General features: G+C 65.5%; 22 protein-coding genes. 16 read left to right on the top strand and 6 right to left on the bottom strand.

The features are described from left to right. The first annotated feature begins 29 nt into the window (after window positions 1-29). From R9J51_RS14890 to R9J51_RS14880, 3 genes are all read left to right on the top strand, one after another. On the top strand, window positions 30-1,379 hold the full coding sequence (locus R9J51_RS14890) for a helix-turn-helix domain-containing protein (protein ID WP_218847410.1): 1,350 nt from the start codon (window positions 30-32) through the stop codon (window positions 1,377-1,379). Between the two features lie 111 nt (window positions 1,380-1,490). Beyond that, a complete protein-coding gene (locus R9J51_RS14885; protein ID WP_218843488.1) occupies window positions 1,491-2,213 on the top strand; it encodes a HupE/UreJ family protein in 723 nt (240 codons plus the stop codon). Then, a complete protein-coding gene (locus R9J51_RS14880; protein WP_179504900.1) occupies window positions 2,210-3,208 on the top strand; it encodes a hypothetical protein in 999 nt (332 codons plus the stop codon). Before R9J51_RS14885 ends, R9J51_RS14880 begins: the two co-directional genes overlap by 4 nt. Before the next feature lie 250 nt (window positions 3,209-3,458). Here the strand turns inward: R9J51_RS14880 and R9J51_RS14875 are convergent, their stop codons facing one another. Then, window positions 3,459-4,205 carry a cytochrome b/b6 domain-containing protein gene (locus R9J51_RS14875; RefSeq protein WP_179504899.1) on the bottom strand — a complete coding sequence of 249 codons (747 nt, stop codon included), beginning with the start codon at window positions 4,203-4,205 and terminating at the stop codon, window positions 3,459-3,461. Between the two features lie 254 nt (window positions 4,206-4,459). Here R9J51_RS14875 and R9J51_RS14870 point away from each other — a divergent pair, with 254 nt between their 5' ends. From R9J51_RS14870 to R9J51_RS14840, 7 genes are all read left to right on the top strand, one after another. Beyond that, complete coding sequence (locus R9J51_RS14870; RefSeq protein ID WP_169474610.1) at window positions 4,460-5,314, top strand: fumarylacetoacetate hydrolase family protein; 855 nt, start codon at window positions 4,460-4,462, stop codon at window positions 5,312-5,314. A gap of 46 nt (window positions 5,315-5,360) precedes the next feature. Continuing rightward, window positions 5,361-6,794 carry an aldehyde dehydrogenase gene (locus R9J51_RS14865; protein WP_179504898.1) on the top strand — a complete coding sequence of 478 codons (1,434 nt, stop codon included), beginning with the start codon at window positions 5,361-5,363 and terminating at the stop codon, window positions 6,792-6,794. A gap of 339 nt (window positions 6,795-7,133) precedes the next feature. After that, window positions 7,134-9,146, top strand: coding sequence for a TonB-dependent receptor (locus R9J51_RS14860; protein ID WP_432788000.1), 2,013 nt, complete (start codon window positions 7,134-7,136; stop codon window positions 9,144-9,146). A 108-nt stretch (window positions 9,147-9,254) separates the two neighbouring features. Continuing rightward, window positions 9,255-10,097: a fumarylacetoacetate hydrolase family protein gene (locus tag R9J51_RS14855; protein WP_432787525.1), complete on the top strand. Its 843-nt coding sequence runs from the start codon at window positions 9,255-9,257 to the stop codon at window positions 10,095-10,097. A 239-nt stretch (window positions 10,098-10,336) separates the two neighbouring features. Further along, window positions 10,337-11,287: a VOC family protein gene (locus R9J51_RS14850; RefSeq protein ID WP_168555141.1), complete on the top strand. Its 951-nt coding sequence runs from the start codon at window positions 10,337-10,339 to the stop codon at window positions 11,285-11,287. Between the two features lie 55 nt (window positions 11,288-11,342). Beyond that, complete coding sequence (locus R9J51_RS14845; protein ID WP_168555140.1) at window positions 11,343-12,167, top strand: SDR family oxidoreductase; 825 nt, start codon at window positions 11,343-11,345, stop codon at window positions 12,165-12,167. A gap of 10 nt (window positions 12,168-12,177) precedes the next feature. Continuing rightward, window positions 12,178-12,711: a nuclear transport factor 2 family protein gene (locus R9J51_RS14840; protein WP_179504896.1), complete on the top strand. Its 534-nt coding sequence runs from the start codon at window positions 12,178-12,180 to the stop codon at window positions 12,709-12,711. Between the two features lie 48 nt (window positions 12,712-12,759). Here R9J51_RS14840 and R9J51_RS14835 read toward each other — a convergent pair whose 3' ends face one another. The 3 genes from R9J51_RS14835 to R9J51_RS14825 form a co-directional block, all read right to left on the bottom strand. Next, window positions 12,760-13,956 carry an MFS transporter gene (locus R9J51_RS14835; protein ID WP_179504895.1) on the bottom strand — a complete coding sequence of 399 codons (1,197 nt, stop codon included), beginning with the start codon at window positions 13,954-13,956 and terminating at the stop codon, window positions 12,760-12,762. A 199-nt stretch (window positions 13,957-14,155) separates the two neighbouring features. Beyond that, the gene (glpK, locus tag R9J51_RS14830; protein ID WP_179504894.1) at window positions 14,156-15,664 is read right to left on the bottom strand and encodes a glycerol kinase GlpK; all 1,509 of its coding nucleotides are present in this window, start codon (window positions 15,662-15,664) and stop codon (window positions 14,156-14,158) included. A 50-nt stretch (window positions 15,665-15,714) separates the two neighbouring features. Beyond that, window positions 15,715-16,503 (bottom strand): MIP/aquaporin family protein, encoded by a 789-nt coding sequence (locus R9J51_RS14825; RefSeq protein ID WP_168555136.1) that lies wholly within the window; start codon window positions 16,501-16,503, stop codon window positions 15,715-15,717. Between the two features lie 368 nt (window positions 16,504-16,871). Between R9J51_RS14825 and glpD the strand changes: the two genes are divergently transcribed. After that, on the top strand, window positions 16,872-18,404 hold the full coding sequence (gene glpD / locus R9J51_RS14820) for a glycerol-3-phosphate dehydrogenase (protein ID WP_179504893.1): 1,533 nt from the start codon (window positions 16,872-16,874) through the stop codon (window positions 18,402-18,404). Between the two features lie 51 nt (window positions 18,405-18,455). Beyond that, a complete protein-coding gene (locus R9J51_RS14815; protein WP_246865925.1) occupies window positions 18,456-19,223 on the top strand; it encodes a DeoR/GlpR family DNA-binding transcription regulator in 768 nt (255 codons plus the stop codon). Window positions 19,224-19,283: 60 nt separating this feature from the next. Here the strand turns inward: R9J51_RS14815 and R9J51_RS14810 are convergent, their stop codons facing one another. Then, a complete protein-coding gene (locus tag R9J51_RS14810) occupies window positions 19,284-21,659 on the bottom strand; it encodes a sulfite reductase flavoprotein subunit alpha (protein ID WP_179504892.1) in 2,376 nt (791 codons plus the stop codon). A 132-nt stretch (window positions 21,660-21,791) separates the two neighbouring features. Here R9J51_RS14810 and R9J51_RS14805 point away from each other — a divergent pair, with 132 nt between their 5' ends. Next, complete coding sequence (locus R9J51_RS14805; protein WP_432787524.1) at window positions 21,792-23,309, top strand: TonB-dependent siderophore receptor; 1,518 nt, start codon at window positions 21,792-21,794, stop codon at window positions 23,307-23,309. Next, a complete protein-coding gene (locus R9J51_RS14800; RefSeq protein ID WP_432787523.1) occupies window positions 23,306-23,896 on the top strand; it encodes a TonB-dependent receptor domain-containing protein in 591 nt (196 codons plus the stop codon). Before R9J51_RS14805 ends, R9J51_RS14800 begins: the two co-directional genes overlap by 4 nt. Window positions 23,897-23,976: 80 nt before the next feature. On the opposite strand, the gene R9J51_RS14795 is transcribed toward R9J51_RS14800, so the two are convergent. After that, the gene (locus R9J51_RS14795) at window positions 23,977-24,234 is read right to left on the bottom strand and encodes a GlsB/YeaQ/YmgE family stress response membrane protein (protein ID WP_168555563.1); all 258 of its coding nucleotides are present in this window, start codon (window positions 24,232-24,234) and stop codon (window positions 23,977-23,979) included. Between the two features lie 312 nt (window positions 24,235-24,546). On the opposite strand from R9J51_RS14795, the gene R9J51_RS14790 reads away from it, so the two are divergent. Further along, window positions 24,547-25,155, top strand: a complete 609-nt coding sequence (locus tag R9J51_RS14790; protein WP_179504890.1) for a DUF4142 domain-containing protein — start codon at window positions 24,547-24,549, stop codon at window positions 25,153-25,155. A 76-nt stretch (window positions 25,156-25,231) separates the two neighbouring features. Then, window positions 25,232-25,678, top strand: coding sequence for a ferritin-like domain-containing protein (locus tag R9J51_RS14785; RefSeq protein WP_168555130.1), 447 nt, complete (start codon window positions 25,232-25,234; stop codon window positions 25,676-25,678). The last annotated feature ends 10 nt before the right edge of the window (window positions 25,679-25,688 follow it).

Raw genomic sequence — 25,688 nt, 5'->3', positions numbered from 1 at the left:
GGCAGGCTTGGTAGCGAGGGGGGATGAACTTGGCCGAGACCACGTATGGCGAACGGCTCGCGGCCGAGGCGACCCGCGTCCGCGAGAGCGGCGACCTGGGCCGGTCGGAACCGTTGATCCGCCTGTTCGACTACCTGCTTGCCCGCTCTCTCGAGGGGCAAACCCCGCGCGAGATCGAGATCGCGCAGGAGGTGTTTGCCAAGCGCGAAGATTTCGACGTCATGCTCGACGCATCGGTGCGGGTCTATATCCACCGGCTGCGGCGCAAGCTGGGCGAACACTATGCGCGTGCGACGGAAGCGGGCGATCGGCTGTCGATCCCGCTGGGTGAATACCGCCTTGTCCTGGCCACGCCCGAAGACGCCGAGGCGGCCGCCGCGGCACCGGCTGCCCTGGCCCCCGCGTCTCCTGTCGATGCAGCGCCACAGCCCGGCTGGCGTCGGCGGCTGGCCGATCGGCCCTTCGTCGCGCTTGTGATCGGCCTGGTGCTGCTCAATCTTGTCTGCTGGGCGATCTACAGCACGCGGCCGCCCGTTGGGGCTGGCCCGGTGCTCAACAAGCTGTGGAAGCCGCTGCTCGACAATCGCCGGCCGATGATGGTCGTGCTGGGCGATTACTATGTCTATGGCGAGGCGAGCGACGGGATCGTGGTGACTCGCCTGGTACGCGATTTCGCGATCAATTCGCGCGCCGATCTCGATGCCTATCTGCTACTCAATCCCGACAAGGTCGGCCAGAACATGGACCTTGACCTGCATTACCTGCCGGTCAGCACCGGGATGGCGCTTCGCAGCATTCTCCCCACGGTCAATGCCGCAGCCATGCGCAGTTCCGAGCGGCCGCCGGTAGAAGCCATGTCAGACGTGAAGCCCGACGTGTTCAAGGCCGCCAACATCGTCTACATCGGTTTCCTCAGCGGCCTTGGCCCCTTGCAGGATCCGCTGTTCCGCGCCTCGGGCTTCCGGCTGGGCGAGGATTTCGACGAACTGGTCGACAAGGCTAGCGGCAGACGGTTCCGGTCTGATTGGAGCCTGGTTGCGGCCGGAAAGGTGCCGCAACGCGATTATGGCTATATCGCCAGCCTGATCGGGCCAACCGGAAATCGCATCGTCATCGTGGCGGGCACGCGCGACGCGGCAGTGGTGCAAATGGCCGAGATCGCCGCCGATCGCGCGCAGCTTGATGCCATCGACACGCGCACCGGCGATGGGGCTTTCGAGGCGCTGTTCGAAGTGCGCACCCAGGGCAACCTCAACCTGGGCAGTTCGCTTGTCCTTGCCCGGCCCATCCGCGACGGCGGGATCTGGCAGCCTGGGGACATCGCGCCGTCGAGCCCTGTGCCGGCCACGCCGCCACGCCCCGCCGCCAGCGCAAGATGAAGCAGCGGCAACCCCGAAAAGCGCGTTTCATCTTATTCGTCACCGTACGAAACTAGCGTGACCCGATCCCGCTAGCGCAGACCTTCTGCACAAACGAGGCAGGGGAGAGCGATGGACGGCAGGCGGTTTTCGGTGGCGCTGCGGGCCGGGTGCGCTGGGGTGATGGCCCTGGCGTCCTTCCTCGACCTGGCGGGCTCGGCGCTGGCGCACGATGTGGCCCAAGGCGATCGTGGGTTCCTGGCGCTGACCCATGGCATCCAGCCGGGTCCCTTCGCTTATCTGGGCGCCAAACACATGGTGACGGGCACGGATCACCTGCTGTTCCTGGTGGGGGTGGTGTTCTTCCTGTTTCGCTGGCGGCAGGTCGCACTCTACGTATCGCTCTTCGCGCTTGGTCACAGCGCTACGCTGATCCTCGGCGTGCTTTTGGCGCTGCCGGTCGATCCGCGCGCCGTCGACGCCATCATTGCGCTTTCGATCGTCTACAAGGCGCTCGATAATCTCGATGCCTTCGCCCGCTGGTTTGGGTGGCGGCCCGACCCGCGGCTGATGGTGCTCGGCTTTGGCCTGTGCCACGGCCTGGGTCTTGCCACCAAGCTGCAGGATCTCGGCCTCGCGCGGGACGGGCTGGTGGTCAATCTCGTCGCCTTCAACCTGGGGGTCGAGGCGGGCCAGCTGATGGCGCTGGGCGCCATCGTGCTGGTGATGTCGTGGTGGCGCCGCAGCCCCCGTTTCCCTCGCCAGGCGCTGGTCGCCAACGTCGCCCTGATGACGGCGGGTCTTGTTCTTTTCGGCCAGCAGATTGCCGGTCTCATCGCAGGAGGTGCCGCGTGACCGTTTCACCCGAGCCGCTATCGCGGCGTGGTCTCAATACCGCCGTGGCTGCCGCCGTCGGTATGTCCGCCCTGATCCTCGTGGTGGCGGTGCTGCCCGCAGAGCGGGGGATCGACGTCACCGGGCTGGGCCGCGTGCTGGGCCTGACGCAGATGGGGGCGATGAAGTTTGCCCAGCGCGATGGAGCCGGGCTTGCCGCCACTGCCACGGCGGGTGACAGCGTGACGACCTTGCCCGATGGCGCGCGGCAAGTGCGCATGGCGATCGGCCCCTATGGAGGGCGCGAGGCCAAGGCGGTGATGGCCGCCGGCGTGGCAATGACCTATCAGTGGGCAACCGACGGCCAGCCGGTCGAGTTTGAATTCCACGGCGATCCCGAACGGCCGGCAAGGCCGGGCGATTACACCTCCTATGCCCGCGGGACGGCATCGCATGGCGAAGGTCGCTTCACAGCCGGATTTACCGGGCGTCACGGTTGGTTCTGGAAGAACACGGGCACCAGCCCGGTGGTGATCACCGCGACGGTGCGCGGCCCTGTCGAGCGTTTCGCGCCGCTTGGCGGACCCACTGCCGGGGCGACCACCGCCGCCGCGTCTGGAACGGTTGGTGATGCCACGCCCTATGACACGCGCCTGCCGATGAAGCGCTTCATGGCCGAGGTGATGAGCCACGCTGCGCAGCAGACATGGAAGCGACAGGGCTATGTCTCGGACGACAAGGGCCTCCGCTCGCTGTTTCCCCGCACCGACCAGGAGTGGCAGGAAGCGCGCAACGATGCGCAGATGCTGGCCGAACTGAGCAATGTCCTGCTCATCCCTGGGCGCCGCGTGGACCAGCCCGCGTGGACCGAAGCGGTACTTCGCCTGCGTGCCGCGGCGCTGCGCGTTGCCGAGACCACGGGGCGCCGCAACGACGATACCTATATGGCCGCCGGCATGGAAATTAACGATGCCTGCAACGCCTGCCATAAGGTCTACGCGCCTGGCGTGGACTAGAGTGTGAATTCATGAATGGCGCCCCGAGGTTTGAGGCCAAAGGCCGCGTTGCGACGGGGGCTTTGGTTCAAATCCCGACGGGACGCCGAAATGGCTTCTATCTCAGCCCGAAGTGCCCCTTGCAAAGGCAGCCAGTCTTCGCGGCGTTCGCTTCCGCCCGATATGCTCGCCGTTTGTGGTTCACCACCTAGACACAAAAAGGGTCGCCGGATTTATGTCCCGGCGGCCCTTCATTCTTGCGGGTGGGTGATCAGGCGTCGCGCCGGCGGCGCAGGCTCATGCGCTGCAATTCGGCCTGGCCATCAAGGAACTGGTGCTTGAGCGCGGCACCGATGTGGAGCAACAACAGCGCCAGCATCAGGTATCCGCCCACCTTGTGCCAGGCGGCGAATTCCTCGTGCAGTTCCATCTGCGGCTTCACGCCGCCGGGTTCGCGGCCGATCTCGGCAATCGGGGTGATCGCGGGCAGGGGCACCAGCCACCAGATACCCGGAGGCGGCGGCGGACCGCCGGGACGTGCGCCGGGGCCGGGGGGCGGCGGAGCCTTGGCTGCGCCCGGGGCCGGTGCGGCCATCGGCGATGCGCCCATCGCCATCCGCGCGACCTTGGCGCCTTCCGACCCGACCGGCGGATGGGCCGAAAGGATCGCCCAGCCCGACAGCGGCATCAGCACCATCCCGGCGTAAAGCAGGAAGTGAGCAAGATGGGCGGCGTGCCGCTCCCATGTCTTTGTTCCAGGCGCATGCGCGGGCGGCTCGTGCATCAGGCGCCAGACGATGCGCACGATCGTCAGCGCGAGCACGGTGAGGCCGGAGGACAAGTGCGACGTGATGCCGAACGCATAGAACGGCTTGTGTGCCTTGAACCAGGCCCGGCCGATGTCCCAGACCAGCAGGCCGCTGACCAGGTTGTAGATAATGAGGATCGCGATTGCCCAATGGAGCACGATCGCGACGCGGGTATAACGCTGGCCATCCTCGGCGGCGTTCGCTGCCATTCCTTATCCTCCGTCCCGTGATTGATGAGCGCCGTTTCCGGCCTTGGTTCGTCGTGCCCAGGGCCGCGCAGGATCGTTCCTGTCCTGGCCGTCTTGGCGCTAAAAATGAACTAGACAGTCATCATTGTACAAACTAGTCAGCCAAAAGCAAGGCGCGACGTTCCCGCCGCCAAGGCCGGGCGCGATCCGCCGCGGCCGCCTGCGGCAAGGCTGCGCCACCGCTCTGGGACGATGATCTGAAAGGACTGCGAACGATGAAACTTGCCAGGTTTTCCGTTGATGGCCGCACCCGCCTTGGCAAGGTGGTTGGCGACCATGTCGTCGATATCAGCGCGGCCGCGCCCGGTGCCGGGGATTCGATGCGCGCCCTGCTGGAAGATTTCGATGCGCTGCGCAGCGCAATCGATGCGCTGTCCGAACCTTCGTTCCCGCTGGCTGACGTGACTCTCGAAGCGCCGATCGGCGATCCCCAGAAGTACCTGGCGATCGGCATGAACTACCAGTCGCATGTCGACGAAGCCGAAGCGGCGGGCGTGACTGCGCCCAAGACCCAGATCTGGTTCAACAAGCAGGTGACCTGCATCAACGGGCCTTATGCCGAAGTGGAAGTGCCGCGCTCTGCGCCCGACATGGTCGACTACGAGGCCGAACTCGGCGTCGTGATCGGCAAGCGCTGCCGCCATGTCTCGCGCGAGGACGCCCGATCGGTCATCGCCGGTTACGTGGTGTGCAACGATGTTACCGCGCGCGATTGGCAGTTCCGTTCGCCAACCTTCACGCTGGGCAAGTCGTTCGACACGCACGGCCCGATCGGTCCGTGGATCACTACCGACGACGAAGTGGCCGATCCGCACGCGCTCACGCTCACGCTCGAACTCAATGGCGAAGAGCGCCAGCGTGCCTCGACCGGCGAGATGATCTATGACATCTACGACCAGATCGCTTATCTCAGCCAGGTCATGACGCTTGAGCCGGGTGACCTGCTTGCCACCGGCACGCCGGCCGGCGTTGGCATCGCGGGGCATCGCTTCATGAAGGCGGGCGACGTGGTGCGCGTTGCCGTGGATGGCCTGGGCCATATCGAAAACCGCTTTGCCGACGCTGGCTGAACCAGGCCAAGCAATGCAGCACGACTGCACAACGGGAGAGAGCACGATGAGCGTTGCACAGATCGAAACCCCGGCGCCGCGCAGTTTTGCGCGGCGCAACCCGGTGACCGGTGACGTTGCCACCCTAGCCCCCGCGGCCACGGTTGCCGATGCGCAAGCGGCCTGCGATGCGGCCCAGGCCGCCTTTCCCGCCTGGGCGGCGATTGGCCCCAATGCCCGCCGGGCGTTGCTGCTGAACGCGGCCACCGAACTCGAAGCGCGCGCACCCGACTTCATCGCCGCGATGATGGGCGAGATCGGCGCAACCGAGGGTTGGGCCGGGTTCAACCTCATGCTGGCCGTGGGCATCGTGCGCGAGGCCGCGGCGATGACCACGCAGATCGGCGGCGAAGTGATCCCCAGCGACAAGCCGGGGTGCATCGCGATGGCCGTGCGCGAGCCGGTCGGCGTGCTGCTTGGCATCGCGCCATGGAACGCGCCGATCATCCTGGGCGTGCGCGCGATTGCAATGCCGCTGGCTTGCGGCAACACCGTGGTGCTCAAGGCTTCCGAACAGTGCCCGCGCACCCACGCCCTTATCGTCGAAGCCTTTCAGGCTGCCGGCCTGCCGGACGGGGCGGTGCAGATCGTGACCAATGCGCCCGAGGATGCCGCAGAAATCGTCGGTGCCTTGATTGACCATCCGGCCGTGCGCCGGATCAATTTCACCGGCTCCACCGCCGTTGGCAAGATCATCGCCACCCGCGCGGCCGGCCACTTGAAGCCCTGCCTGCTCGAACTGGGCGGCAAGGCGCCGCTGATCGTGCTGGAAGATGCTGACCTGGATGAAGCGGTCAAGGCCGCGGCCTTTGGCGCGTTCATGAACCAGGGACAGATCTGCATGAGCACCGAGCGGATCATCGTGGTCGAAGCCGTGGCCGAAGAGTTTGCCAAGCGCTTCAAGGCGAAGGTCGAAACCCTGGCCGTGGGTGACCCGCGCGAGGGCAAGACCCCGCTGGGCGCGGTGGTCGATGCCAAGACCGTGGCGCATTGTCGCTCGCTGGTCGACGACGCGCTGGCGCAGGGCGCCACGCTGCTGGTCGGCGGCGAAACCACCCACAACGTGCTGATGCCCGCGCATGTCGTCGATGGCGTAACGCAGGGCATGAAGCTGTTCCGCGATGAAAGCTTTGGTCCGGTCGTGGGCGTAATTCGTGCCCGCGACGAAGCCCAAGCAATCGAACTGGCCAACGATACGGAATATGGTCTTTCGGCTGCGGTCTTTACCCGCGATACTGCACGCGGCCTGAAAGTGGCGCGTCAGATCAAGTCGGGCATCTGCCACGTCAACGGCCCGACGGTGCACGATGAAGCGCAGATGCCGTTCGGCGGTGTCGGCGCGTCTGGCTATGGGCGCTTTGGCGGCAAGGCCGGGATCGACAGCTTCACCGAGCTGCGCTGGATCACCATGGAAACCCAACCGGGCCACTATCCGATCTGATCGCCGCGTCGCGCGATCCTGGCTGACAAGCGCCGTCCCCGCCACTAGGTGGGGGCGGCGTTCGTCGTTTCGGGGCTATCAATGTCTTTTGAATAAAATTCATATTCCATAGATAGTTACGAGAACGAGGATTGCGTTACAAAACGTCGATCGCAACGGTAAAGTGCATGCGTTCCCGATAACTTGCCCCCAAGGCGATGCCTACCAACCGACGGTGTTCGCCGCGGCTGCCGCACAGGCACGCCGGCCACGCCGTCAAAGAACACCTGAGGGGATGAAGTCTTGCACACCTGTTTGCCTCGCCGCGTCGCATCGGTCGCGGTCCTCGCCATGATGCCGATGGCCGCCATGCCGGCCTTCGCCGAGGAAGCGGCAACGCCAGCCCCGGATGCAACGCCCGCCCCGGATGCAGCGTCCGCACAGGCTGGGACCAGTGGCGCCGACATCGTCGTGTTCGGCCGCGGCGAACTGAAGATCGGCACGGCGCAATCGGCGAGCGAAGGGACGATTAGCGGTTCGGACTTGCTGGTGCGGCCGCTGTTGCGCACCGCCGAATTGCTCGAGGCCGTTCCTGGCATGGTCGCCGCGCAGCATTCGGGCAGCGGCAAGGCCAACCAGTATTTCCTGCGCGGCTTCAACCTCGACCACGGCTCGGACTTCACCACCTACATCGATGGCGTGCAGATGAACGTCCGCACCCACGGCCACGGCCAGGGTTATCTCGACCTCAATGGACTGATCCCGGAAATCGTTGCGCGCGAAGATTTCCGCAAAGGGCCCTACCGCGCCGATGGCGGCGACTTTGCCATGGCCGGCGCGGCCTACATGACCACAATCCGCAAGTACGATGCCCCGTGGATTTCGACGGAGATCGGCTCCTATGGGCATCGCCGGCTTGCGGCGGGCGGCACGCTCAAGACCGGTGATGGCGGCCTGCTCACCGCGGTTGGCGATTTCCGGGTCTATGACGGGCCGTGGCAACAGCCCGAGCGGCTGCGCCACTATGCCGGCTTCGTCAAATATGTCCGGCCCGTTGGCGCCGGCGAACTCGACGTGACGCTGCATGGCTATCGCGGCACCTGGCGGCCGACCGAGCAGATCCCTGAGCGGATCATCGGCTCGTCGTTTTGTGCCAATGCCTACTGCTCGCCCGATCCCACCGCGACGGGGGAAACCACCCGCCTGATCGGCAATGTTGGCTACACCGGCAAAGACTGGCGCGCCAATGCCTATTTCCAGTACTACAACTGGAACATGTACTCCAACCCCGAGTACTATGATGCGGCCGGGCAGAGCGCACAGATCCACCAGGTCGACCGGCGCAAGATCTACGGCCTGACCGGCAGCCGGGACTGGACCGTTTCCGATCGCCTCGCGCTGACCATCGGTACCGAAAACCGCTATGACGATATCGGTCGCGTCGGCGTGCTGCACACCGATGCCCGTCGCCTCGTTGCGTCGCAGGGCACTTATTCGGTGGAGGAAGCGTCGGCAGCGCTTTACGCTTCGGCCACCTGGCGTCCCCTTTCGGGCTTGCGCGTCATTGGTGGCCTGCGCGGGGACTACTACCACTATTCGGTCCATGCGCTCGATCCCGAGGCCGTGGCCCTGGGGCAGGGAAGGGGGAACGACGCGATCCTCTCGCCCAAGCTGCAAGTGGCCTATCAAGTCGGCCCCCACGTCGAGCTCTATGCCAGCTGGGGGCGCGGCTTCCACTCCAACGACGTGCGTGGTGCAGTAACGACCACGCCGGTGCCCGTGCTGGTGCCGGGAACGGGCAAGGAACTGGGCGCGCGCTTCCAGCTCGGGCATTTCAGCCTGACGGCAACCTATTGGTGGCTCGACCTTGGCAGCGAATTGAAGTTCGTGGGCGATTCCAATGCCGTGGAACCCACCGCTGCCAGCCGTCGACGCGGCTATGAACTGGTGGCGTTCTGGCGCCCGGTGCCGTGGCTTGCGCTCGATGGCAACTACACCGCCAGCCATGCCCGCTACGACAACGGTCAATACATTCCCAATGCCTTTGAAAACGCTGCCTCGGCGGGTATTTCCGTCGTCGATGGGCCGTGGGAAGCCAGCGTGCGGTTGCGCCATCTCGGGCCCTATCCGCTGGTCGAGGACAATTCCCAGCGGGACAAGGGCAGCAACGTCGTCAACGTCCGTGCGGCACGAACCTTCGGCGCCTTCCAGGTCTATGGCGAAGTGCTCAACGTCCTGGCCAGCAAGGACAAGGACATCGCCTATTGGTACCAGTCCTATATTCCCGGCTTCGATGCTGCCCCGGTCGAGGGGCGGTTGAGCCGCGTCGTCGAGCCGCGCACGCTGCGCATGGGCGTTCGCGTTCATTTCTGACCGATTGAGGCACCTAACATCGCCCGCGCTGAAAGGGCAATGAAACAGGCAAGCCGCCGCGACGCGTGGTGCGTGTCGCGGCTGGTTCGAGCAGAGGGATAGACCAGAGTGAAACTCGCAACATTCGAGGCCGGCGGCGCCGAACACGTGGGCATCGTCAAGGACGGGGCGATCCTGCCCGTTCCCGGGGCACCGGCCATGATCGACCTGATCGCCGGGTTCGACGCCTGGCAGGATCGCCTGCGCGCGCTTGAGGCTTCGGAAACGGGGTGGATCGTGCTCGACACGGTGCGCCTGCTCGCGCCGATCCGCCGTCCTGGCAAGATCCTCGCCATCGGTCTCAACTATGCCGACCACATTGCCGAGTCCGGCCGTCCGCGGCCCGAACAGCAGATGTGGTTTCTCAAGGCGTCCAGCTCGACCTCGGGCCCGTTCGACCCGATCCCGCTGCCCAAGGCGTCGCCCGATAGCGTCGACTATGAAGTGGAGCTGGTCGCTGTGATCGGCAAGGGCGGGCGCAACATCAGCCGCGAAGACGCACCTGCCGCCGTCTTTGGCTATTGCGTTGGCAACGATGTGAGCGTCCGCGACTGGCAGGGCCATTCCCCGCAATGGTCGGTTGCCAAGTCGTTCGACGGGCATTCGCCGTTTGGTCCGTGGATTACCCTGGCCGACGAGATGCCCGATCCCCATGGGGCCGCGATCACCTGCACGGTGAATGGCGAAGTGCGCCAATCGTCCAACACCGGCAACCTGGTGTTCGATGTGTGGGCGCAGATCGAGTATCTGTCGCAGGCGATGACGCTGGAGCCGGGCGATATCATCTTCACCGGCACGCCCGGCGGCGTGGGCTGGGCCCGGCGTCCGCAGGCGATGTTCTCGCCCGGCGATGTTTGCCGCTGCGAGATCGCCGGCCTTGGCCATATCGAAGGCGTTTGTACTCCGGATTGACCGGTTCTGCCTGTGGCCCGCACGCGCCATGCGCACCCCGGCAGGTGCGGACGCAGGCAGAAACCCATTGGCGGTGCATTCGGGGGGACGCACCGCCAATGGCGTATTGACCGGATTGGTCAAAAATGACTATATAGTTTAATTAACTTGAAGTCCGGCGCGGACACCGTCAGCCGGGCAATCCCTGGCCCGCCGCCCGATCGCGGGGTCTCGGCCGGCCCATCGCGGAGCGAGATATCATGAGCATCGCCAAAGCCTACGACGTCGCCTATGTGCGCTTTCGCGCGCCCGACCTCGACAGGATGCGGGCGTTCCTGCTCGATTTCGGCATGGCGGATTCGGTGGCCGAGCAGGAACCCGATCGCCTGTTCATGCGCGGCACCGGGCGCGCACCGTTCCTTCATGCCACCGAGCGCGGGGAGCCCGGCTTTGCCGCCCTTGGTATCTGGGTGCGCGATCGCGCCGATCTTGAAGCGCTGGCGGCGCATGACGGCCTTGAGGTTGAACCGCTCGACGCGCCGGGGGGCGGGTTGGTGGTGCGCCTGACCGATCCCGACGGTTTCTGCATCGAGGCCGTGGCCGAACAGGAAGCCCTGCCGCCGGTCGATCGCCGGGCGCCCTATCCCGATGCCTGGAACCACGCCGGGGAATATCCGCGCGTTGGGCGGTTCCGCCGGGTGCGCCAGGGGCCATCGCATGTCATGCGCCTGGGGCATTGCGTGTTCGGGGTGTCGGACTTCCGCCGCTCGGAAGAGTGGTACAAGACTCGCTTCGGCTTCGTGACGTCTGACGAGATCCAGCCCGAGCCGGGCGTGGCGATCGGCGCATTCATGCGGGCCGATCGCGGCGACGAACCTTGCGACCATCACACGGTGTTCCTGTTCTGCCGCCCCGGCGCGCCGCCGCAGTTCATGCATTCGGCCTTCGAAGTGGCCGATGTCGACGACCTGATGGCCGGTCATGATTACCTGATGCAGGCCGGGTGGCATTCGCACTGGGGCGTTGGGCGTCATATCCTGGGCAGCCAGGTGTTTGATTACTGGAACGATCCCTGGGGCCACGAGATCGAGCACTGGACCGACGGCGACCAGCTGCGTGCGGCCGATGGCGGCGGCATCGCCGGGCTGGAAGAACTGCTCGGCGGGCAGTGGGGGCCGCCCAATCCGGTGATCAAGGAACTGATGAAGTAACAACGCGTCGGGCGCGCCGTTGAGCGTCGATCCCGGCCAAACGAGAGGAATTGCAATGCCAGTCGCACTGATCACCGGGTGCAGTTCGGGCTTTGGCGAGGCCATGGCCCTGGCATTCGCCGAACAGGGCTACCAGGTCGTGGCCACTATGCGACGGCCCGAAGCGGCGCCCGCGCGCCTGCTGGAACTTGCCGTGCAACGGCCCGCCGATATCGTGCTGGCGCCGCTCGACGTGACCGATGCGCGCCAGCGCCAGGAGGTTGTCCAGCTCGCGCTGTCGCGGTTCGGGCGCATCGACCTGCTGGTGAACAACGCGGGCGTTGGCGCGCGGGGGGCGGTGGAAGACACGCCTGACAGCCAATGGCGCGCAATGTTCGACACCAACCTGTTCGGGCCGCTCGAACTGGTCCGCCAGGTACTGCCGATCATGCGCGCGCAGCGCAGCGGGCGCATCGTCAACGTCACGTCGGTTGCGGCAATCATGAAAACGCCGTTCATGGCGGCCTATTGCGCCAGCAAGCACGCGTTCGATACCGCCACGGCGGCGCTCAATGCAGAGGCGCGCAGCTTTGGCGTGCGCGTGGTCAGCGTGATGCCGGGGCCGTTCAAGACCGCGCTGCCCGCCAAGTCCCTCGATCGGGAACCGAGCGCGCCTTATGCCGAGACCGGCGCGCGCTTCAACGCCAATTTCGACGCGCTGGAAGCCAAGGCACCCGAAGACCTGACCCCGGTGGTCCAGGCTGCGATCGCTGCGGCCACCGATCCCGATCCGCGCCTGCGCTACCTTGCGGGGGCAGAAGTCGTGCCGATCCTGCCACCGATCCTCGAAGCGCTTGCCCCGCTCGAAAAGATCGCCCTGCATCTTACCGGACAGGGTTGAAGGGGCGCCAATGAAAGACCGGCTCCGGGGGCCTGCGCCGAACCGCCGCACCGTGCTCGCGGCGGGATTGGGCGTGGCCCTTGGGGCAGGCCCCGGGGTGGCTGCGGGTGAGTCCTCTCAATCACCCGGCCGGCCGTCCCGGGGCCGCTTCGATCGTGCCGCCTACGCCCGCTATATCGCGCTGATGAACGCGGGCGACCTGCGCTTCGTCGATTACTATGCCGACGACGTCCGCTTCGTCATGGGGATCCGTGGCAGGGCGGACGTTCGCGCATTCTATCAGCGGCAGCAGCCTTTCGTGCGCGAACGGCTGGACGTGCTGTTCTTCTGTGCAGACGCCCACGGTGCGGCTGCGCAAGTGCGCAGCGAAATCCGCTGCATTCGCGATTGTGATGATCATGGCCTGTTCGGCCGCGCGTTGCGCGCGGGGGAGCGCCAGGTGATCCGCGGGTGCCTGCTCTATTCCCTCAATGCCGCCGGGCAGATTGCCGCGGTGGGCGGTCCCCCGCCGGAAATCCTGGAACCCTGGCATTCCGCTGGCTGAAACTTGGGGCCGGCCGGGTTTGGCCGGCCCCACGTTCGAACTGCGGGATCAGGCTGCTGCGCGCGCGCGGCTGCGCAACTGGCTCACCAGTGCCAGCGCTGCGGCGCCAAGGCAAAGCAGGCCGAGCGTTTGCAGCGCGGCCGGCAGGCTTCCATCGTGATACCCGCGCATGAAGGCAATGGCCTGGGTGCTCAGCGGCTGGCCGATCCACCACCCGCTCATGAACAGGCCCGTGCCGCGGCCGCGCACTTCGAACGGCAGGCTGCCCATCGCCAGAACCACCAGCGCCGGCAGCAACATCCCCGAGCCGACCTGGTTGACGACCAGCCACAGCGTGAACGCGCCGGTGGCCGGGGCATGGTTCATCAGCACGTAGGACACGCCGAGCAGGCCAAAGGCGGTCAGCAATTGTGTCGCCGGCGCAAGCCGCGCGGTGAAACGGCGATAAAGCAGCGTTCCGGCGGCCACGGACAGCCCGGCCAACCCGCTGAACAAGCCGAGCGCGCTGGCCGACGTCACCCCGTGGTATTCGCTGAGCATCGCGCTCACCTGAATCTGCATGGTGAAGAACATCGTCCCGCCAAAGATCGCCAGCAGCGAGATCGGCACGATCGCTTTCCAGGGAAAGCGCACGCCCGGCGCTGCGGCTTCTGCAGCCGGCTCGTCGTTGCGGCTCGGTTCCCAGGTCCAGATCACCAGGGCGAGGGCGAAGACGATCGAGACGCCATAGGCGGCGAACGCACCGCGCCAGCCAAAGCTGCCCAATGCCCCGCCAAGCAGCGCCAGCACGATCGACGCGACCGAGGCAACCGCAGTCTGGTTGGCCAGCCATTTCTCGCGCTCGCGCCCGTGGAAATAGTCGCCGATCAGCGTGGTGCTGGAAATCACGATCAGCGCTTCCATCGCGCCGAGCACCACGCGGCTGGCGATGATCGTCATCAGGCTGTCGACGAAGATCGGCACCATCCCTACCACGGAATAGACGACGAGCGCGCCGATGCAGGTCTTGCGCCGGCCGAAGAAGTCGACGACGACCCCCGCCACGGGCGACAGCAGCGCCACGCAAAGCGCCGGCAGCGTGAGCATGAGCGGGACCAGGTATTCGACCCCGGGTACCGCGTGATAGTGCGCCATGATCTGCGGCAGCACCGGGACGAGCACGATCAGGCCCATCACCGCCATGGTGATGGGCAGCAGGAGCAAGATGCCCTGCAGCGTGCCGGCTTGGCGTCCAGCGACGGTCATTGGTTTTGGCTCCCCTTGCGAAATCTGGATACGATGCGCGGGCCGTCGCAGCCGCGAGGCGGCATGCAGACAGTCGATCGCCAGACTCTAGAGCCGGGACGGGTGCCGAGTTAGGTGTACAGATTTGCGGATAAGCCCACGATGCGCCCCGGCAGCACTGCATGCCGGGCGCATCGTGGGCCTGATCCTTGCCCGGCGATCAGGCCGGAACGTCGGCCGGACGGGTCAACGTGCGGCGCAGGGCGTTGCGCCAGCCATCGATCAAGGGCTGGCGGTGCGCTGCGGGCATGGCCGGGCGCTGCACGTCGCGCCCGGTCCAGGTGCGGGAAAGATCGGCAAGCCCGCTCCACACCCCGGTCGCCAAGCCGGCGTGGAACGCGGCGCCCAGCGCCGTGGTTTCCAGGTTGTGGGGGCGTTCCACCGGCACTTGCAGCATGTCTGCCAGAAACTGGCACAGCCAGTCGTTGGCCGTCATCCCGCCGTCCACGCGCATGGCGGCCGGCACTGCGCCGCTGTCGCGCGCCATCGCTTCAAGCAGGTCCCACGATTGATAGGCCACCGCTTCGAGCGCGGCGCGCGCAAGATGGGCGGGCGTGGCATCGAGCGTCAGTCCATGGATTGCGCCGCGCGCGTCAGGGTCCCAATGCGGCGCACCCAGGCCGACAAACGCTGGCACCATGTAGATGCCATGGCTGTCGGGCACGCGGGTGGCCATGTCGTTGGTTTCGCGGGCATGAGTGATGATCCCAAGCCCATCGCGCAGCCACTTGATCGCCGCGCCGGCCACGAAGATCGACCCTTCGAGCGCATAGGTCGTCTTGCCGCCCAGCCGATAGGCCGGCGTGGTCAGCAGGCGATTTTGCGAAACCGGCGCGGTTTCACCGGTGTTGAGCAGCATGAAGCAGCCCGTGCCATAGGTGGATTTGGCCATGCCCCGCTCGAAGCAGGCCTGGCCGAACAGCGCCGCCTGCTGATCGCCCACCAACCCCGCGATCGGAATGGACGTGTCGAACAGATCGGGCGCGGTGTGGCCAAAGATGCCGCTGTTGTCGGTCACTTGCGGCAGGATCGCCATCGGCACGCGCAGCAGCTGGCACAGTTCTTCGTCCCACTGCTGGCGGTGGATGTCGAACAGCAGCGTGCGCGAGGCGTTGGTGATATCGGTGGCGTGCACGGCGCCGCCGGTCAGCCGCCACAGCAGGAAACAGTCGATCGTGCCCATCGCCAGGCGGCCGGCCTCGGCATCGGCGCGCGCGCCGGGCACGTTGTCGAGAATCCAGGCCGCTTTGGTGCCCGAAAAATAGGGGTCGAGCAGCAGGCCGGTGCGGCTGCGCACCATGTCTTCCAGCCCCTGGTCCTTGAGCGTCTGGCAGGCCGCGGCCGTGCGGCGATCCTGCCAGACCACCGCGTTGTAGACCGGACGGCCCGTCTCGCGGTTCCAGATCACCACGGTTTCGCGCTGGTTGGCGATGCCGATGCCGGCAATATCGGCCGCTTTCAGCCCGCTTTGCGCAATCGCTTCGCGCGCGGTCTCCACCGTATCGCGCCAGATGTCCTCGGGATCATGCTCGACCCAGCCGGCCTGCGGGTAATGCTGGGGAAATTCGCGCTGGCTGGTCGCGCAGGCGCGGGCATCGGCATCGAACACGATGCAGCGGGTGGACGTGGTGCCTTGGTCGATCGCAAGGATATGGCGGGGTTGGGTCATGGGGTCTTGTCCTGTGAGGCGCCGCGATCGGCACGAAAGGCGGGGAAGGGTCAGGCCGAGGCTGGCAGGAATGGGCGGATCGCGGCCTGATAGAGCCCGGCACCGATGATCCCGCCCAACGTGGGCGCCGCGATCGGTATCCACCAATAGTTGTCGGGCGCGGGGAAGGCGGCCGGCCCCCAGCCGGCGACGAAGCAGAACAGGCGTGGCCCCAGGTCACGTGCCGGGTTGAGCGGCCAGGCTTCAAGGAAACCGCCGCAGGCGCCGATGCACGCCACCAGCAAGCCGATCGCCAGCGCCCCGGAATTGGCCATGGGCGCCTGGGTATTGGCCTGGTCGGTGATGGCAAAAATCCCGAGCAGCAGGATCGCGGTCAGGATGACTTCATCCCAGAAGGCGTGAAACGGCGTAATGAATTGCCCGGGGTGGGTAAAGAACACGCCAGCCGCGCCGCCCGCGCTGCGGGTCAGCCCGTGGACGGCGTTGTAATGGTCGATCACGGGCTGGAACAACTGGTAGACCAGCACCGCGCCGGCAAAGCCGCCGGCGATCTGGGCCGCGATATAGAGCGGGGCCTTGCGTGCCTCGAACCCGCGGAACAGCACGAGCGCCAGGGTGACCGCCGGGTTCGCATGCGTGCCCGAAACGGCGCCCGTGACATAGATCGCCAGCGTAACGGCGAGGCCCCAGGCGATGCACACGCCCCAATAGGCGGTGGCATAAGGGCTTGGGTCATAGAGCGTGATCATCGCTGCTGCTGAATCGCCCAGCGTGATGATGATCATCACCGCAATGAATTCGGACAGCAACTCTCCGACCAGGCGTTTGCGCGGGCTCATGGCGATCCTCTGTGCGGGTTGAGCGAGCCGCTTTTGCAAGGCCCATCGTTACCGAGCCAAGGTGGTAATCGCTTTGACCGGCGCGTCAAACGAAAAGTTCGTTTTCGCGCATTTCCTGTCTGGAGGCGCGATGTAGACTGTGGTGCTGAGGTGGTGGAATTTATAAGAACGCATCTATAATTCAATAAAAACAGTAATTTAAAATGAGTTTTCGAAGCATTGCCTATTGTGGGTGTGGCGGGGCTTTGTGCGCTAACGCGCGCAGTGTAATTTCGAAAAAGTGCGAAAAGACGCGAAAGTGCTCGATCTTCGCGCCGGAATCGGTTATCAACCTGCCACCGATGGCCTGCGTGGCAGGCGGCAAAGGCATGACCATGACGCGCGATCCGCTCCTGAACTCGTATGACCTGCTGATCGTCGGCGGCGGTATCAACGGCGCCGGCATTGCGCGCGACGCTGCCGGGCGCGGCCTTTCGGTCTTGCTCGTGGAGCAGGACGATCTCGCGGCCCACACCTCGTCGGCCAGCACCAAGCTGGTGCATGGCGGCCTACGCTATCTGGAATACGGCGAATTCCGTCTGGTGCGCGAGGCCTTGATGGAGCGCGAGCGGCTGTGGGCCATGGCGCCGCACATCATCTGGCCGCTTTCGTTCGTTCTGCCCCAGCGCGGGGCCCTGCGCCCGGCCTGGATGGTGCGGCTGGGCTTGTGGCTTTACGATCATCTGGGCGGGCGCAAGCGTCTTCCCGCAACGCGCTCGGTCGATCTTGCGCGCGGCCCGCTGGGGCAGGGACTGGTCGACGCGGTCAAGGGCCGTGCTTTCGTCTATTCCGATTGCTGGGTTGAAGACAGCCGCCTGGTGGTGCTTAACGCCATGGATGCGCGCGCACGCGGTGCCACCGTGCTGACGCGCACCCGCCTTCTCGCGGCCCATCGCGAGGATGGCCATTGGCTTGCCACGATCCGTGACAGCGACGGGCAGCAGCGCCAGGTGCAGGCGCGGGGCATGGTCAATGCCGCCGGTCCTTGGGTGGCCGAAGTGCTTGGCCGGATTGCCGGCGCGCCGCAGGATCGCGCCATGCGCCTGGTTCAGGGCAGCCATATCGTTTTGCCCCGCCTTTATGACGGGGATCACGCATTTCTGTTGCAAAACAATGATCGACGCGTGGTTTTTGCCATTCCTTATGAGCAGGATTTCACCCTGATCGGCACCACCGACGAAGTTTGGGGCCAGGCGCCGGGCCGCGCCACGATCAGCACCGCGGAGCGCGACTATCTGCTCGATGTGGTGCGCCGCCATTTCACCCGCCCGGTGGGCGAGGCCGATATCGTCTGGACCTATTCGGGCATCCGCCCGCTCTATGACGACAAGGCCAGCAACGCTTCGGCGGTGACGCGCGACTACGTGCTGGATCTGGACCAGCGCGAGGGCCAGGCGCCATTGCTCAGCGTCTTTGGGGGCAAGATCACCACCTACCGCAAGCTGGCCGAGCATGCGCTGGAAAAGCTGGAAGCGGCATTTCCCCAGGCCGGCCCGGCATGGACGGGCGGCGCCACTCTGCCCGGAGGCGACTTCCCCGCCGAGGGTTTCGGCGAACTGGTGGACGCGTTCTGCCGCGAGCGGCCGGGCCTGCCGCGTGCCTTGCTTACCCGCTGGGCGCGCGCATACGGCACGAATGCGCGGCAGCTTTTTGCCCAGGCACACAGCATTGCCGATCTTGGCGAGGATTTCGGGGGCGGGCTTCATGCCGCCGAACTGGCCTATCTGGCGCAACACGAATGGGCCGTGAATGCCGAAGACGTGGTGGCGCGGCGCAGCAAGTTGCTGCTGCGCCTTGCGCCCGAGGCGTGGCCGCGGATCGATGCCTGGCTTGCCCAATGGCGGGAAGCGCGCCAAGGGTAAGGCCACGTTCGATCCGGCCGCATGGTGCGGCCAAGGCTTGGAGTTGCGATTTTGGCCGATCTTGCTGCGATCAGGCACAGGAGCCTTATCGAATACCTGCAGGGTGCGCGGTTTGCCGGGGTTGAAGAATTGGCCGGCGTGCTGGGCGTCACCCAGCAGACCATCCGCAAGGACCTTGATCTGCTCGCCAGCCGCCATCTGCTCACGCGGGTGCGGGGCGGCGCCATGCTGGAATCCCGGCTCGACAACATCGGCTATTCCACCCGCCGCGCCATTGCCGCCCATGCCAAGGATGCGATCGGGCGCAAGGCGGCCGAACTCCTGCCCAACAATGCCTCGCTGTTTCTGAACATCGGCACCACCACCGAAGCCGTGGCACGCAACCTGCTGGATCACGAGCATCTGCTGGTGGTGACCAACAACCTCAACGTCGCCGATATCCTGGCCCAGAACAGCCGCATCGAGGTGATCGTGGCAGGTGGGCGGCTGCGCGCCAACGACCGGGCCGTCATCGGCAGCCTGACGGTCGATTTCATCAAGGGTTTCAAGGTCGATTACGCGGTCATCGGGACCAGTGCGCTCGACGCCGATGGCGATCTGCTGGATTTTGACATCAACGAAGTCACGGTTAGCCAGACGATCATTGCCCAGGCCCGCAAAGTCATGCTGGTGGCCGACGCGACCAAGTTCGAGCGGCTTGCCCCGGCACGGATCGGTTCGCTTTCCGACATCGACCTTTTCGTCACCGACAGTATGCCGCCCGAGCAGCGCGCCGGCTTGGTCCAGCGCCACAATGTGGAAATCGTTCTGGCATCGTGATGCAGGCGCTAGGCTAGGCCCTGGCGGCGGCTGGCAAACGCGTGTGGCCTGGGCGCCAGGTCAATAGACGTCGCGTTTGTAACGCCCGGCTTCTGCCAGCGCCTGCAACTGCTCTTCCCCCAGGATCGCCTGGAGCGCCGCGTCCACCCCGCTGGCCATGCCCTCCAGGCTGCCGCAGACCAGGATAGTGGCGCCTGCTGCGACAAAGGCGCTGATCGCATCGGCCGCTTCGCTGACGCGATGCTGGACATAGCGGCCGCAATCGGGATCGCGCGAAAACACGCGATCCAGCCGGGTAAGGGTGCCATCGCCCAGCCATCCCGCCAGTTCCTCGGCAAAAAACGCCTCGTGCGCTTGCGTGCGCTCGCCATAAAGCAGCCAGTGCCCTTTGCAGCCCGCCAGGGACTGGGCGCGCAGATGGGCGCGCAAGCCGGCGATGCCGGTGCCGTTGCCGATCAGGATCAGTGGCTGCCCGTCGCAGGCGGCATGAAATGACGGATTGCGGCGCAAGCGAGCCGAGGTGGTCGAGCCCAGCGGCAGCGTTGCCGTCAGCCACCCGGATCCCACGCCGAGCGTTCCATCGGGCTTGATGACCTGGCGCACGACCAGATCGAGCGTGCCGTCCGCGCCGATCGACGCGGCAGAATAGCTGCGGACCGGTGCACCGGGTGCGGCTGCGTGCACTTCCACGATATCTCCGGCCTGCCAATCGGCGGAATGACCGCGCGGCGGCTGGAAGCGCAGATGAAAGACCGGGGCCGCCGTGCTCGCCGGATTGAGCACCGTGCGATCGACCAGTCGCCACTCGGCAAAGGCGGGCGCTTCGCCGCTCGCGATGTCCGCCGCGCCGAGGGATTTGAGCGCTTCCTGCCAGCCTTGCGCGCCATCGCCAGCGCGGCGGTCGAGTGCAACCAGCGGAAACAGCGGCCGTGCCGCGCACCCAGACAGCCAGGCATCCACCTCGCTGCCGAACGCGCAAAACGCGCCGTATTCGCTGTCTCCGATCGCCAGGACGCCATAGCGCAGATCGCCAAGATCGGGCCGCGGCCCCCGCATGACTTGGCGGGCAAAGCCGCGCGCCGCATCGGGCGCTTCGCCATCGCCATATGTGCTTACCACCAGCAGTGCGCGGCTTGCCTGCGCCAGGTCCGCTGCGGTGAGCCGGCCCATGGATACCACCTTGGCGCCCACGCCGCCCTGCGCCAGCGCATGGGCGGCGGCATGGGCCTGCGCGGCGGCAAAGCCGGTCTGGCTGGCATAGGCGATGAGGATCGCGTCCGGACCACCATTGGCCTCGGGCGCGACGCGGGCGAGGGCCTTGGCCGCGCGGCTCTGCCGGCGCCGCGAAAGGTAAAGCAACAGTCCGGTAACCGCGAACAGCGGCATGGCCAGGCTGGTGACCAGCATCACGATCCGCCCGGGCAGGCCGAAGAACGCGCCCCGGTGCAATTCGAACATGCTTTGCGTGATGACCGTGCCAAGCGGGCGCCGGGCATAGAGATCGCGCTTCACCAGCGTGCTCGCGGCCGGATCGTAGGTAAAGATATCCGTCTGGCGCAGATGCCGGGCATCGGCGCGGCGCGCTTCGAAGCGGATGTTCTTCATCGGGCGATCGGCCGGTGGGCGGGCAATGCGCACCCAGGCATAGTCATCGCCGGTCGCTGCGCGGAACTGTGCCCAGGCGAGGTCGACCGGCGGACGCGGTGCCAATCCTGGCGCCCGCTTGCCGGCCGGCTCGTCGTCGGCCCCTACTTTGCCGGTCATCACCTGCGTCACGCCCTGGCGATACCAGTCATAGCTCCACCACAGGCCGGTGAGCGCGCTGAGGAGATAGAACGCGAGCATCCACGTGCCGATCACCGCATGCAGCGCACGCCACAGATTGCGGCCGGTCTTGCGGCGGTCGAGCACCAGCCAGGCCCGCCAGTCTGACGCCTGCCGCGGCCAGCGCAGATAGAGGCCCGACAGCGCGAAGAAGATCAAGGCAAGCGCGCTGAATCCGGTGATTTGCCGGCCCGGCCCTTTGCCACCGCCGGGAAGGGCCAGCCAGCGGTGCAGATGATCGATCGTTTCGAACACGGCATCCGCACGCCCCGGCCCCAGCCAGCGCCCGGTGGCGCGATCGACCTGGCCTTCCAGGCGGCCCTGGCCGCTCGCGGCATTGAGGCGGACGCTGTGCGACCGGGTGCGCGGCATTTGCCAGTCCAACCGGGTCACGCGATAGCCGGGCTTGGCCGCTTCGATCCGTGCGATGAGCTGGTCAGGCGAAAGATCGGGGGCGGCAGGAACGCCCGGAGCAAACAAAGCCGGGTCGACCGCTTCGCGAATCTCGTCCTCGAAACTCATCATCGCGCCGGTCACGCCCATCAGCGCCAGGACCAACCCAGCCGTAATCCCCAGCAGCCAGTGGATTTGAAACACGATGCGCTTGGTCACGACAACCCCGGTCAGGGCACGCCCGATGCGCGCCGATGGCGCCGCTCTAGCAAGGCTCGGCAAAAATGCAATTGCAACCGATTATCATTATTAGTATCGGGCCGGCGACACGTCACAGCATCGGGGACATACATGAGCATCTGGTTGATCGCGGCATCGGCTGCCACCATGGCCGCCGGCGGCGCCGAGGCTGCCCCTGGCGACCAGCGCGGCGAGCGCCAACTGGACGAAGACATCGTCGTCACCGGGCAACGCCCCTCATTCAAGACCGAGGTCGTGCAGGTTGGCGCGTTTCGCAACCAGTCCGTGCTCGACACGCCAGCGACAGTGGCCGTCATCCCGCGCGCGCTGCTCGATGCGCAGGGTGCGATCGGGCTGGAAGAGGCGCTGCGTAACACCCCCGGCGTCACGCAGCAGGCGACCAGCCCCACCACCAGCAACAATTTCGTTTCGCGCGGCGTGCTGATGAATGCGCGCACCAATTACCGCCTCAACGGCGGGTTGCAGGTCATCAACCTCAGCCCGGTGCCGATCGAGAACAAGCAGCGGGTCGAACTGCTCAAGGGCGTTTCGGCGCTCTATTATGGCATTTCCACGCCTTCGGGCATCGTCAACGTCGTAACCAAGCGCGCCGGAACGCAGCCGATCAACACGCTGACCATCAACGGCGATGCCGAAGGCAGCGTTGGTGCAGGCGTTGATTTCGGGCGGAAGATCGGTGCCGAGGGACAATTCGGCGTTCGTCTCAACGCGTATGGCAGCCACATCGAAACCCCGATCAATGGCGTCAACGGCTATCGCTATCTCGCCAGCGGAGCATTCGATTGGCAAGTGAGCGACCGGCTCGCGCTCAAGCTCGATGTGGAACACTATCGTCGCGCAACCGACGAGCCGGGCGGCATTTCGCTGGCCGCGTTCCAACTGCTCAAGACTGTTCCCGATCCTCATGCCCGGTATGCGCCGGTGAACGCGCCGTATCGCACCTGGTCCACCAATGTGCTGGGGCGCGCGGACTATGCGATTGCCGGGGATTGGTCGGTGCGGGTTGAAAGCGGCCTTGCCACCTCGCGCCGGCAGCGCGCACGCGCGGATTTCAGCTTTACCAGTGCGGCAACGGTGGCCAGCGGGGCTGGGCGGATCGCGGGCAACTACACCCCGGACCAAAGCTATCGCAATGAGTATTTGCGCGGCGAAGTGGCCGGTTCGGTTGAAACGCTGGGCATCCGTCATGAATTGCTGCTGGGGGCGGCGCGCAATCGCCAGGTGCAGGATGACCAGCACCAGCAAAGCTATACCAGCGCGGCGCAAAATTTCTATGTCGCGCCGTCGTATAGCTTCGACACGCTGACGTTCACGACCACGCGGCTTGCGGCCGGGAGCGTCAACATCGACACCGGTTTCTATGTGCTCGATACCGCGCACGTGGGCGAGCGGTTGCTGCTGATCGGCGGCGTGCGGCGCGTGCTCTACGACACTGAAAATCTGGACGGCAGCGGCCGTTATCGGATGACGGCGTGGACCCCGACCGGTGGCGTGGTGTTCAAGCCGACGCCGCGGTCGAGCCTCTATTTCACCTATATCGAAGGACTGGAAAGCGCCGGCACCGCACCCGATGGTACGACGAACCAGGGCGAAATCATGCCCCGGTGATCAGCCGCCAGTATGAAGCGGGCGCGCGCGTCGAGGTGCTTGGCGCCCTTGCCAGCCTGGCCTGGTTCCACATCGATCGCGGGCTGTCCTACACCGACCTTTCCAGCGGATCGCCGGGCACATACGTCACCAATGGGCGCGCAGTGCACCAAGGGGTGGAAGCATCGGTGCAGGGCCGGTTGACGCGCACCGTCTCGGTATCGCTGGCGGGGCAATATCTGCGCGCGGTCCAGCGTGAAACGGGCAGTGCAGCGCAGGATGGCAAATGGGTGGACAACACACCGCGCTGGTCTGGCTCGGCGTTTGTCGAATATCGCCCGGCCGCCTTGCCGGCGCTGGGCGTGAGTGCAGGTCTGTTTTACACCGGAAAGCGCTATGCCGATGCCCAGAACCTGTATGTGATGCCGGCCTATACCACCTATAGCCTGGGCGCCGATTACAAGCTGCGCTTGCCCCAGGGCCGGGCGCTGACACTGCGGGTCAACGGCGATAACATCACCAATACCCGCTATTGGGCAACCGGTGGCTCGGTCTTCTACGTGGGCCTTGCCCGGCAGGTTCGCTTTTCGGCGAGCATGGACTTCTGATCCAGCCGCGTGGCGGCCGATCCGTTGCGGCGCCGGTTTGGCGCCGCGACAGGATCGGCCCGTTCACACGGTCGATCCGATCATCGTATCGAACCGCGGCGGAAAAGGTTGACGATGGCAAGCAGCACCACTGCGCCGGCCAGCGACACCAGGAACGTGGTCACGGTAAGCGGCGCATCGTTGATGTCGCCGCGCGCCAGGATCAGGCCGCCAAGGAATGAGCCGACGATGCCCACCACGATGTTGAGGACGATGCCCTGCTGCCCATCGGTGCGCATGATCACGCTTGCCAGCCAGCCGATGACGCCGCCGACGACGAGCCACATGATAATTCCCATAATCGTTCTCCTGCGCTTTTTCAGGCGATCGGGCCATTTTGCCTGATCACGATGGTAGCCAAGATGAACCCCAGGCCGGTTGCGATGTTCCTGTTTTAAATCGCCTTGCAGAAATAAATAAAACGCCGCGATATTTCGGGGAGTATTTACGGAACTGAAAATATAAATCCGTGCTGATGCAACGATAAAATCATGCGATCGTTGTCTGGTTGCTCCAAGCGACACTTGCCCAACCTGGTCAGGGCGTTTGCAGCCAATGTGCAGACGTTCGCCGGCATGCCCAGCCGGTGCGGGTTTGCGAGGAACAACACCATGAAACGTGCAATCGTCTCCGTCGTACTTTCGACGGCCATGCTCGGCGTTCCCGTGCTCGCCCAAGCCCAGATTGCGGCCCAGATTTCCCCCTCGATCACCACGCCGGCCACCACTGGCAGCTATTCCAGCACGCAGGTGGGTGTTTCGCCGGTCCAGGGCCTGGATGGGCCGGCATTTTCCGCCGCGGCTTCTGACGCAAACCTGTTCCAGATCGCGGCCAGCCGCCTCAGCCTGACCCGTTCGCAACGCAGCGATGTCCAGGCCTATGCCCGGCGCATCATTGCCGAGGCGGGCACGTCGCAAGACACGCTGCTCGCTTCGCTCAACAACGATCAGCGCAAGATCGCCAAGCCGACCACCCGCTTGTCAGCCAATCGCGCCGCAATGCTCAAGATGCTGCGCAAGACCCCGCGCAGCGGCTTCGACAATATGTACCTGACGCAGTCGGCCAAGGTCCAGCAAGGCAACTGGGCTGTCTATAAGGGTTATGCTGCCGACGGCGCAGACCAGTCGCTCAAGCAGGTTGCCGGCAACGGCGTGCCGATCATCGAGCAGCAACTGACGCAGGGCGACGCGCTGCTGCCATCGGCGCTCGCCGCACACTGACCGGCCTTAGCCGCCCGGCCTGATCCCCAGAGGGCCGGGCGCACCATCTGCCCTCATGCCAAGCGGGAAGACTGACATGGATAACCAACACGATATTTCGGTCCTCAACGGGCTGATCGCGACGACTTTCGACAGCCTCAAGGGCTTCGACGATGCCGCCGAACATGCCGATAGCACGCGCTATGCGGCGATTTTCGCCAAGTTTGCGCAAGAACGCACCCAGGTGGCCCAGGCGCTTCAAGCGCAGGTCCGCGTGCTGGGTGGCGATCCTGAAGATGGCGCCACCTTGCTGGGGGCAGCCCATCGCGGCTTCATGGATCTCAAGCAGGCGCTGCTCGGTCGCAACGACCAGGCGATCATCGAGGAAGTCGAGCGTGGCGAGGATCATATCAAGGCCAAGTTCGAATACGCGCTGGACGATACCGAATTGCAATCGGGCACGCGCGACGCCGTTCGCGAAGCGTTCCTCTCCGTTCAGGCCGGGCATGACCAGGCCAGCGCGCTCAAGCACGGACGCGAATGAACGGGCCAGG

It is taken from the genome of Novosphingobium rhizosphaerae (assembly GCF_050920675.1).
In the GTDB taxonomy this organism is placed as follows: domain Bacteria; phylum Pseudomonadota; class Alphaproteobacteria; order Sphingomonadales; family Sphingomonadaceae; genus Novosphingobium; species Novosphingobium rhizosphaerae.
Note: the sequence above shows the minus strand (reverse complement) of the source record. Positions and strands in the feature narration are given on the sequence as shown.

What these genes read in the sequence shown, in the direction of transcription:
- R9J51_RS14795 (WP_168555563.1), bottom strand. Translation starts at nt 24,234, where the DNA reads ATGGGAATTATCATGTGGCTCGTCGTCGGCGGCGTCATCGGCTGGCTG.
- R9J51_RS14835 (WP_179504895.1), bottom strand. Translation starts at nt 13,956, where the DNA reads ATGACCGTCGCTGGACGCCAAGCCGGCACGCTGCAGGGCATCTTGCTC.
- R9J51_RS14865 (WP_179504898.1), top strand. Translation starts at nt 5,361, where the DNA reads ATGAGCGTTGCACAGATCGAAACCCCGGCGCCGCGCAGTTTTGCGCGG.
- R9J51_RS14805 (WP_432787524.1), top strand. Translation starts at nt 21,792, where the DNA reads ATGAGCATCTGGTTGATCGCGGCATCGGCTGCCACCATGGCCGCCGGC.
- R9J51_RS14850 (WP_168555141.1), top strand. Translation starts at nt 10,337, where the DNA reads ATGAGCATCGCCAAAGCCTACGACGTCGCCTATGTGCGCTTTCGCGCG.
- R9J51_RS14825 (WP_168555136.1), bottom strand. Translation starts at nt 16,503, where the DNA reads ATGAGCCCGCGCAAACGCCTGGTCGGAGAGTTGCTGTCCGAATTCATT.
- R9J51_RS14875 (WP_179504899.1), bottom strand. Translation starts at nt 4,205, where the DNA reads ATGGCAGCGAACGCCGCCGAGGATGGCCAGCGTTATACCCGCGTCGCG.
- glpK (WP_179504894.1), bottom strand. Translation starts at nt 15,664, where the DNA reads ATGACCCAACCCCGCCATATCCTTGCGATCGACCAAGGCACCACGTCC.
- R9J51_RS14840 (WP_179504896.1), top strand. Translation starts at nt 12,178, where the DNA reads ATGAAAGACCGGCTCCGGGGGCCTGCGCCGAACCGCCGCACCGTGCTC.
- R9J51_RS14785 (WP_168555130.1), top strand. Translation starts at nt 25,232, where the DNA reads ATGGATAACCAACACGATATTTCGGTCCTCAACGGGCTGATCGCGACG.
- R9J51_RS14860 (WP_432788000.1), top strand. Translation starts at nt 7,134, where the DNA reads ATGGCCGCCATGCCGGCCTTCGCCGAGGAAGCGGCAACGCCAGCCCCG.
- R9J51_RS14845 (WP_168555140.1), top strand. Translation starts at nt 11,343, where the DNA reads ATGCCAGTCGCACTGATCACCGGGTGCAGTTCGGGCTTTGGCGAGGCC.
- R9J51_RS14870 (WP_169474610.1), top strand. Translation starts at nt 4,460, where the DNA reads ATGAAACTTGCCAGGTTTTCCGTTGATGGCCGCACCCGCCTTGGCAAG.
- R9J51_RS14885 (WP_218843488.1), top strand. Translation starts at nt 1,491, where the DNA reads ATGGACGGCAGGCGGTTTTCGGTGGCGCTGCGGGCCGGGTGCGCTGGG.
- R9J51_RS14790 (WP_179504890.1), top strand. Translation starts at nt 24,547, where the DNA reads ATGAAACGTGCAATCGTCTCCGTCGTACTTTCGACGGCCATGCTCGGC.
- glpD (WP_179504893.1), top strand. Translation starts at nt 16,872, where the DNA reads ATGACCATGACGCGCGATCCGCTCCTGAACTCGTATGACCTGCTGATC.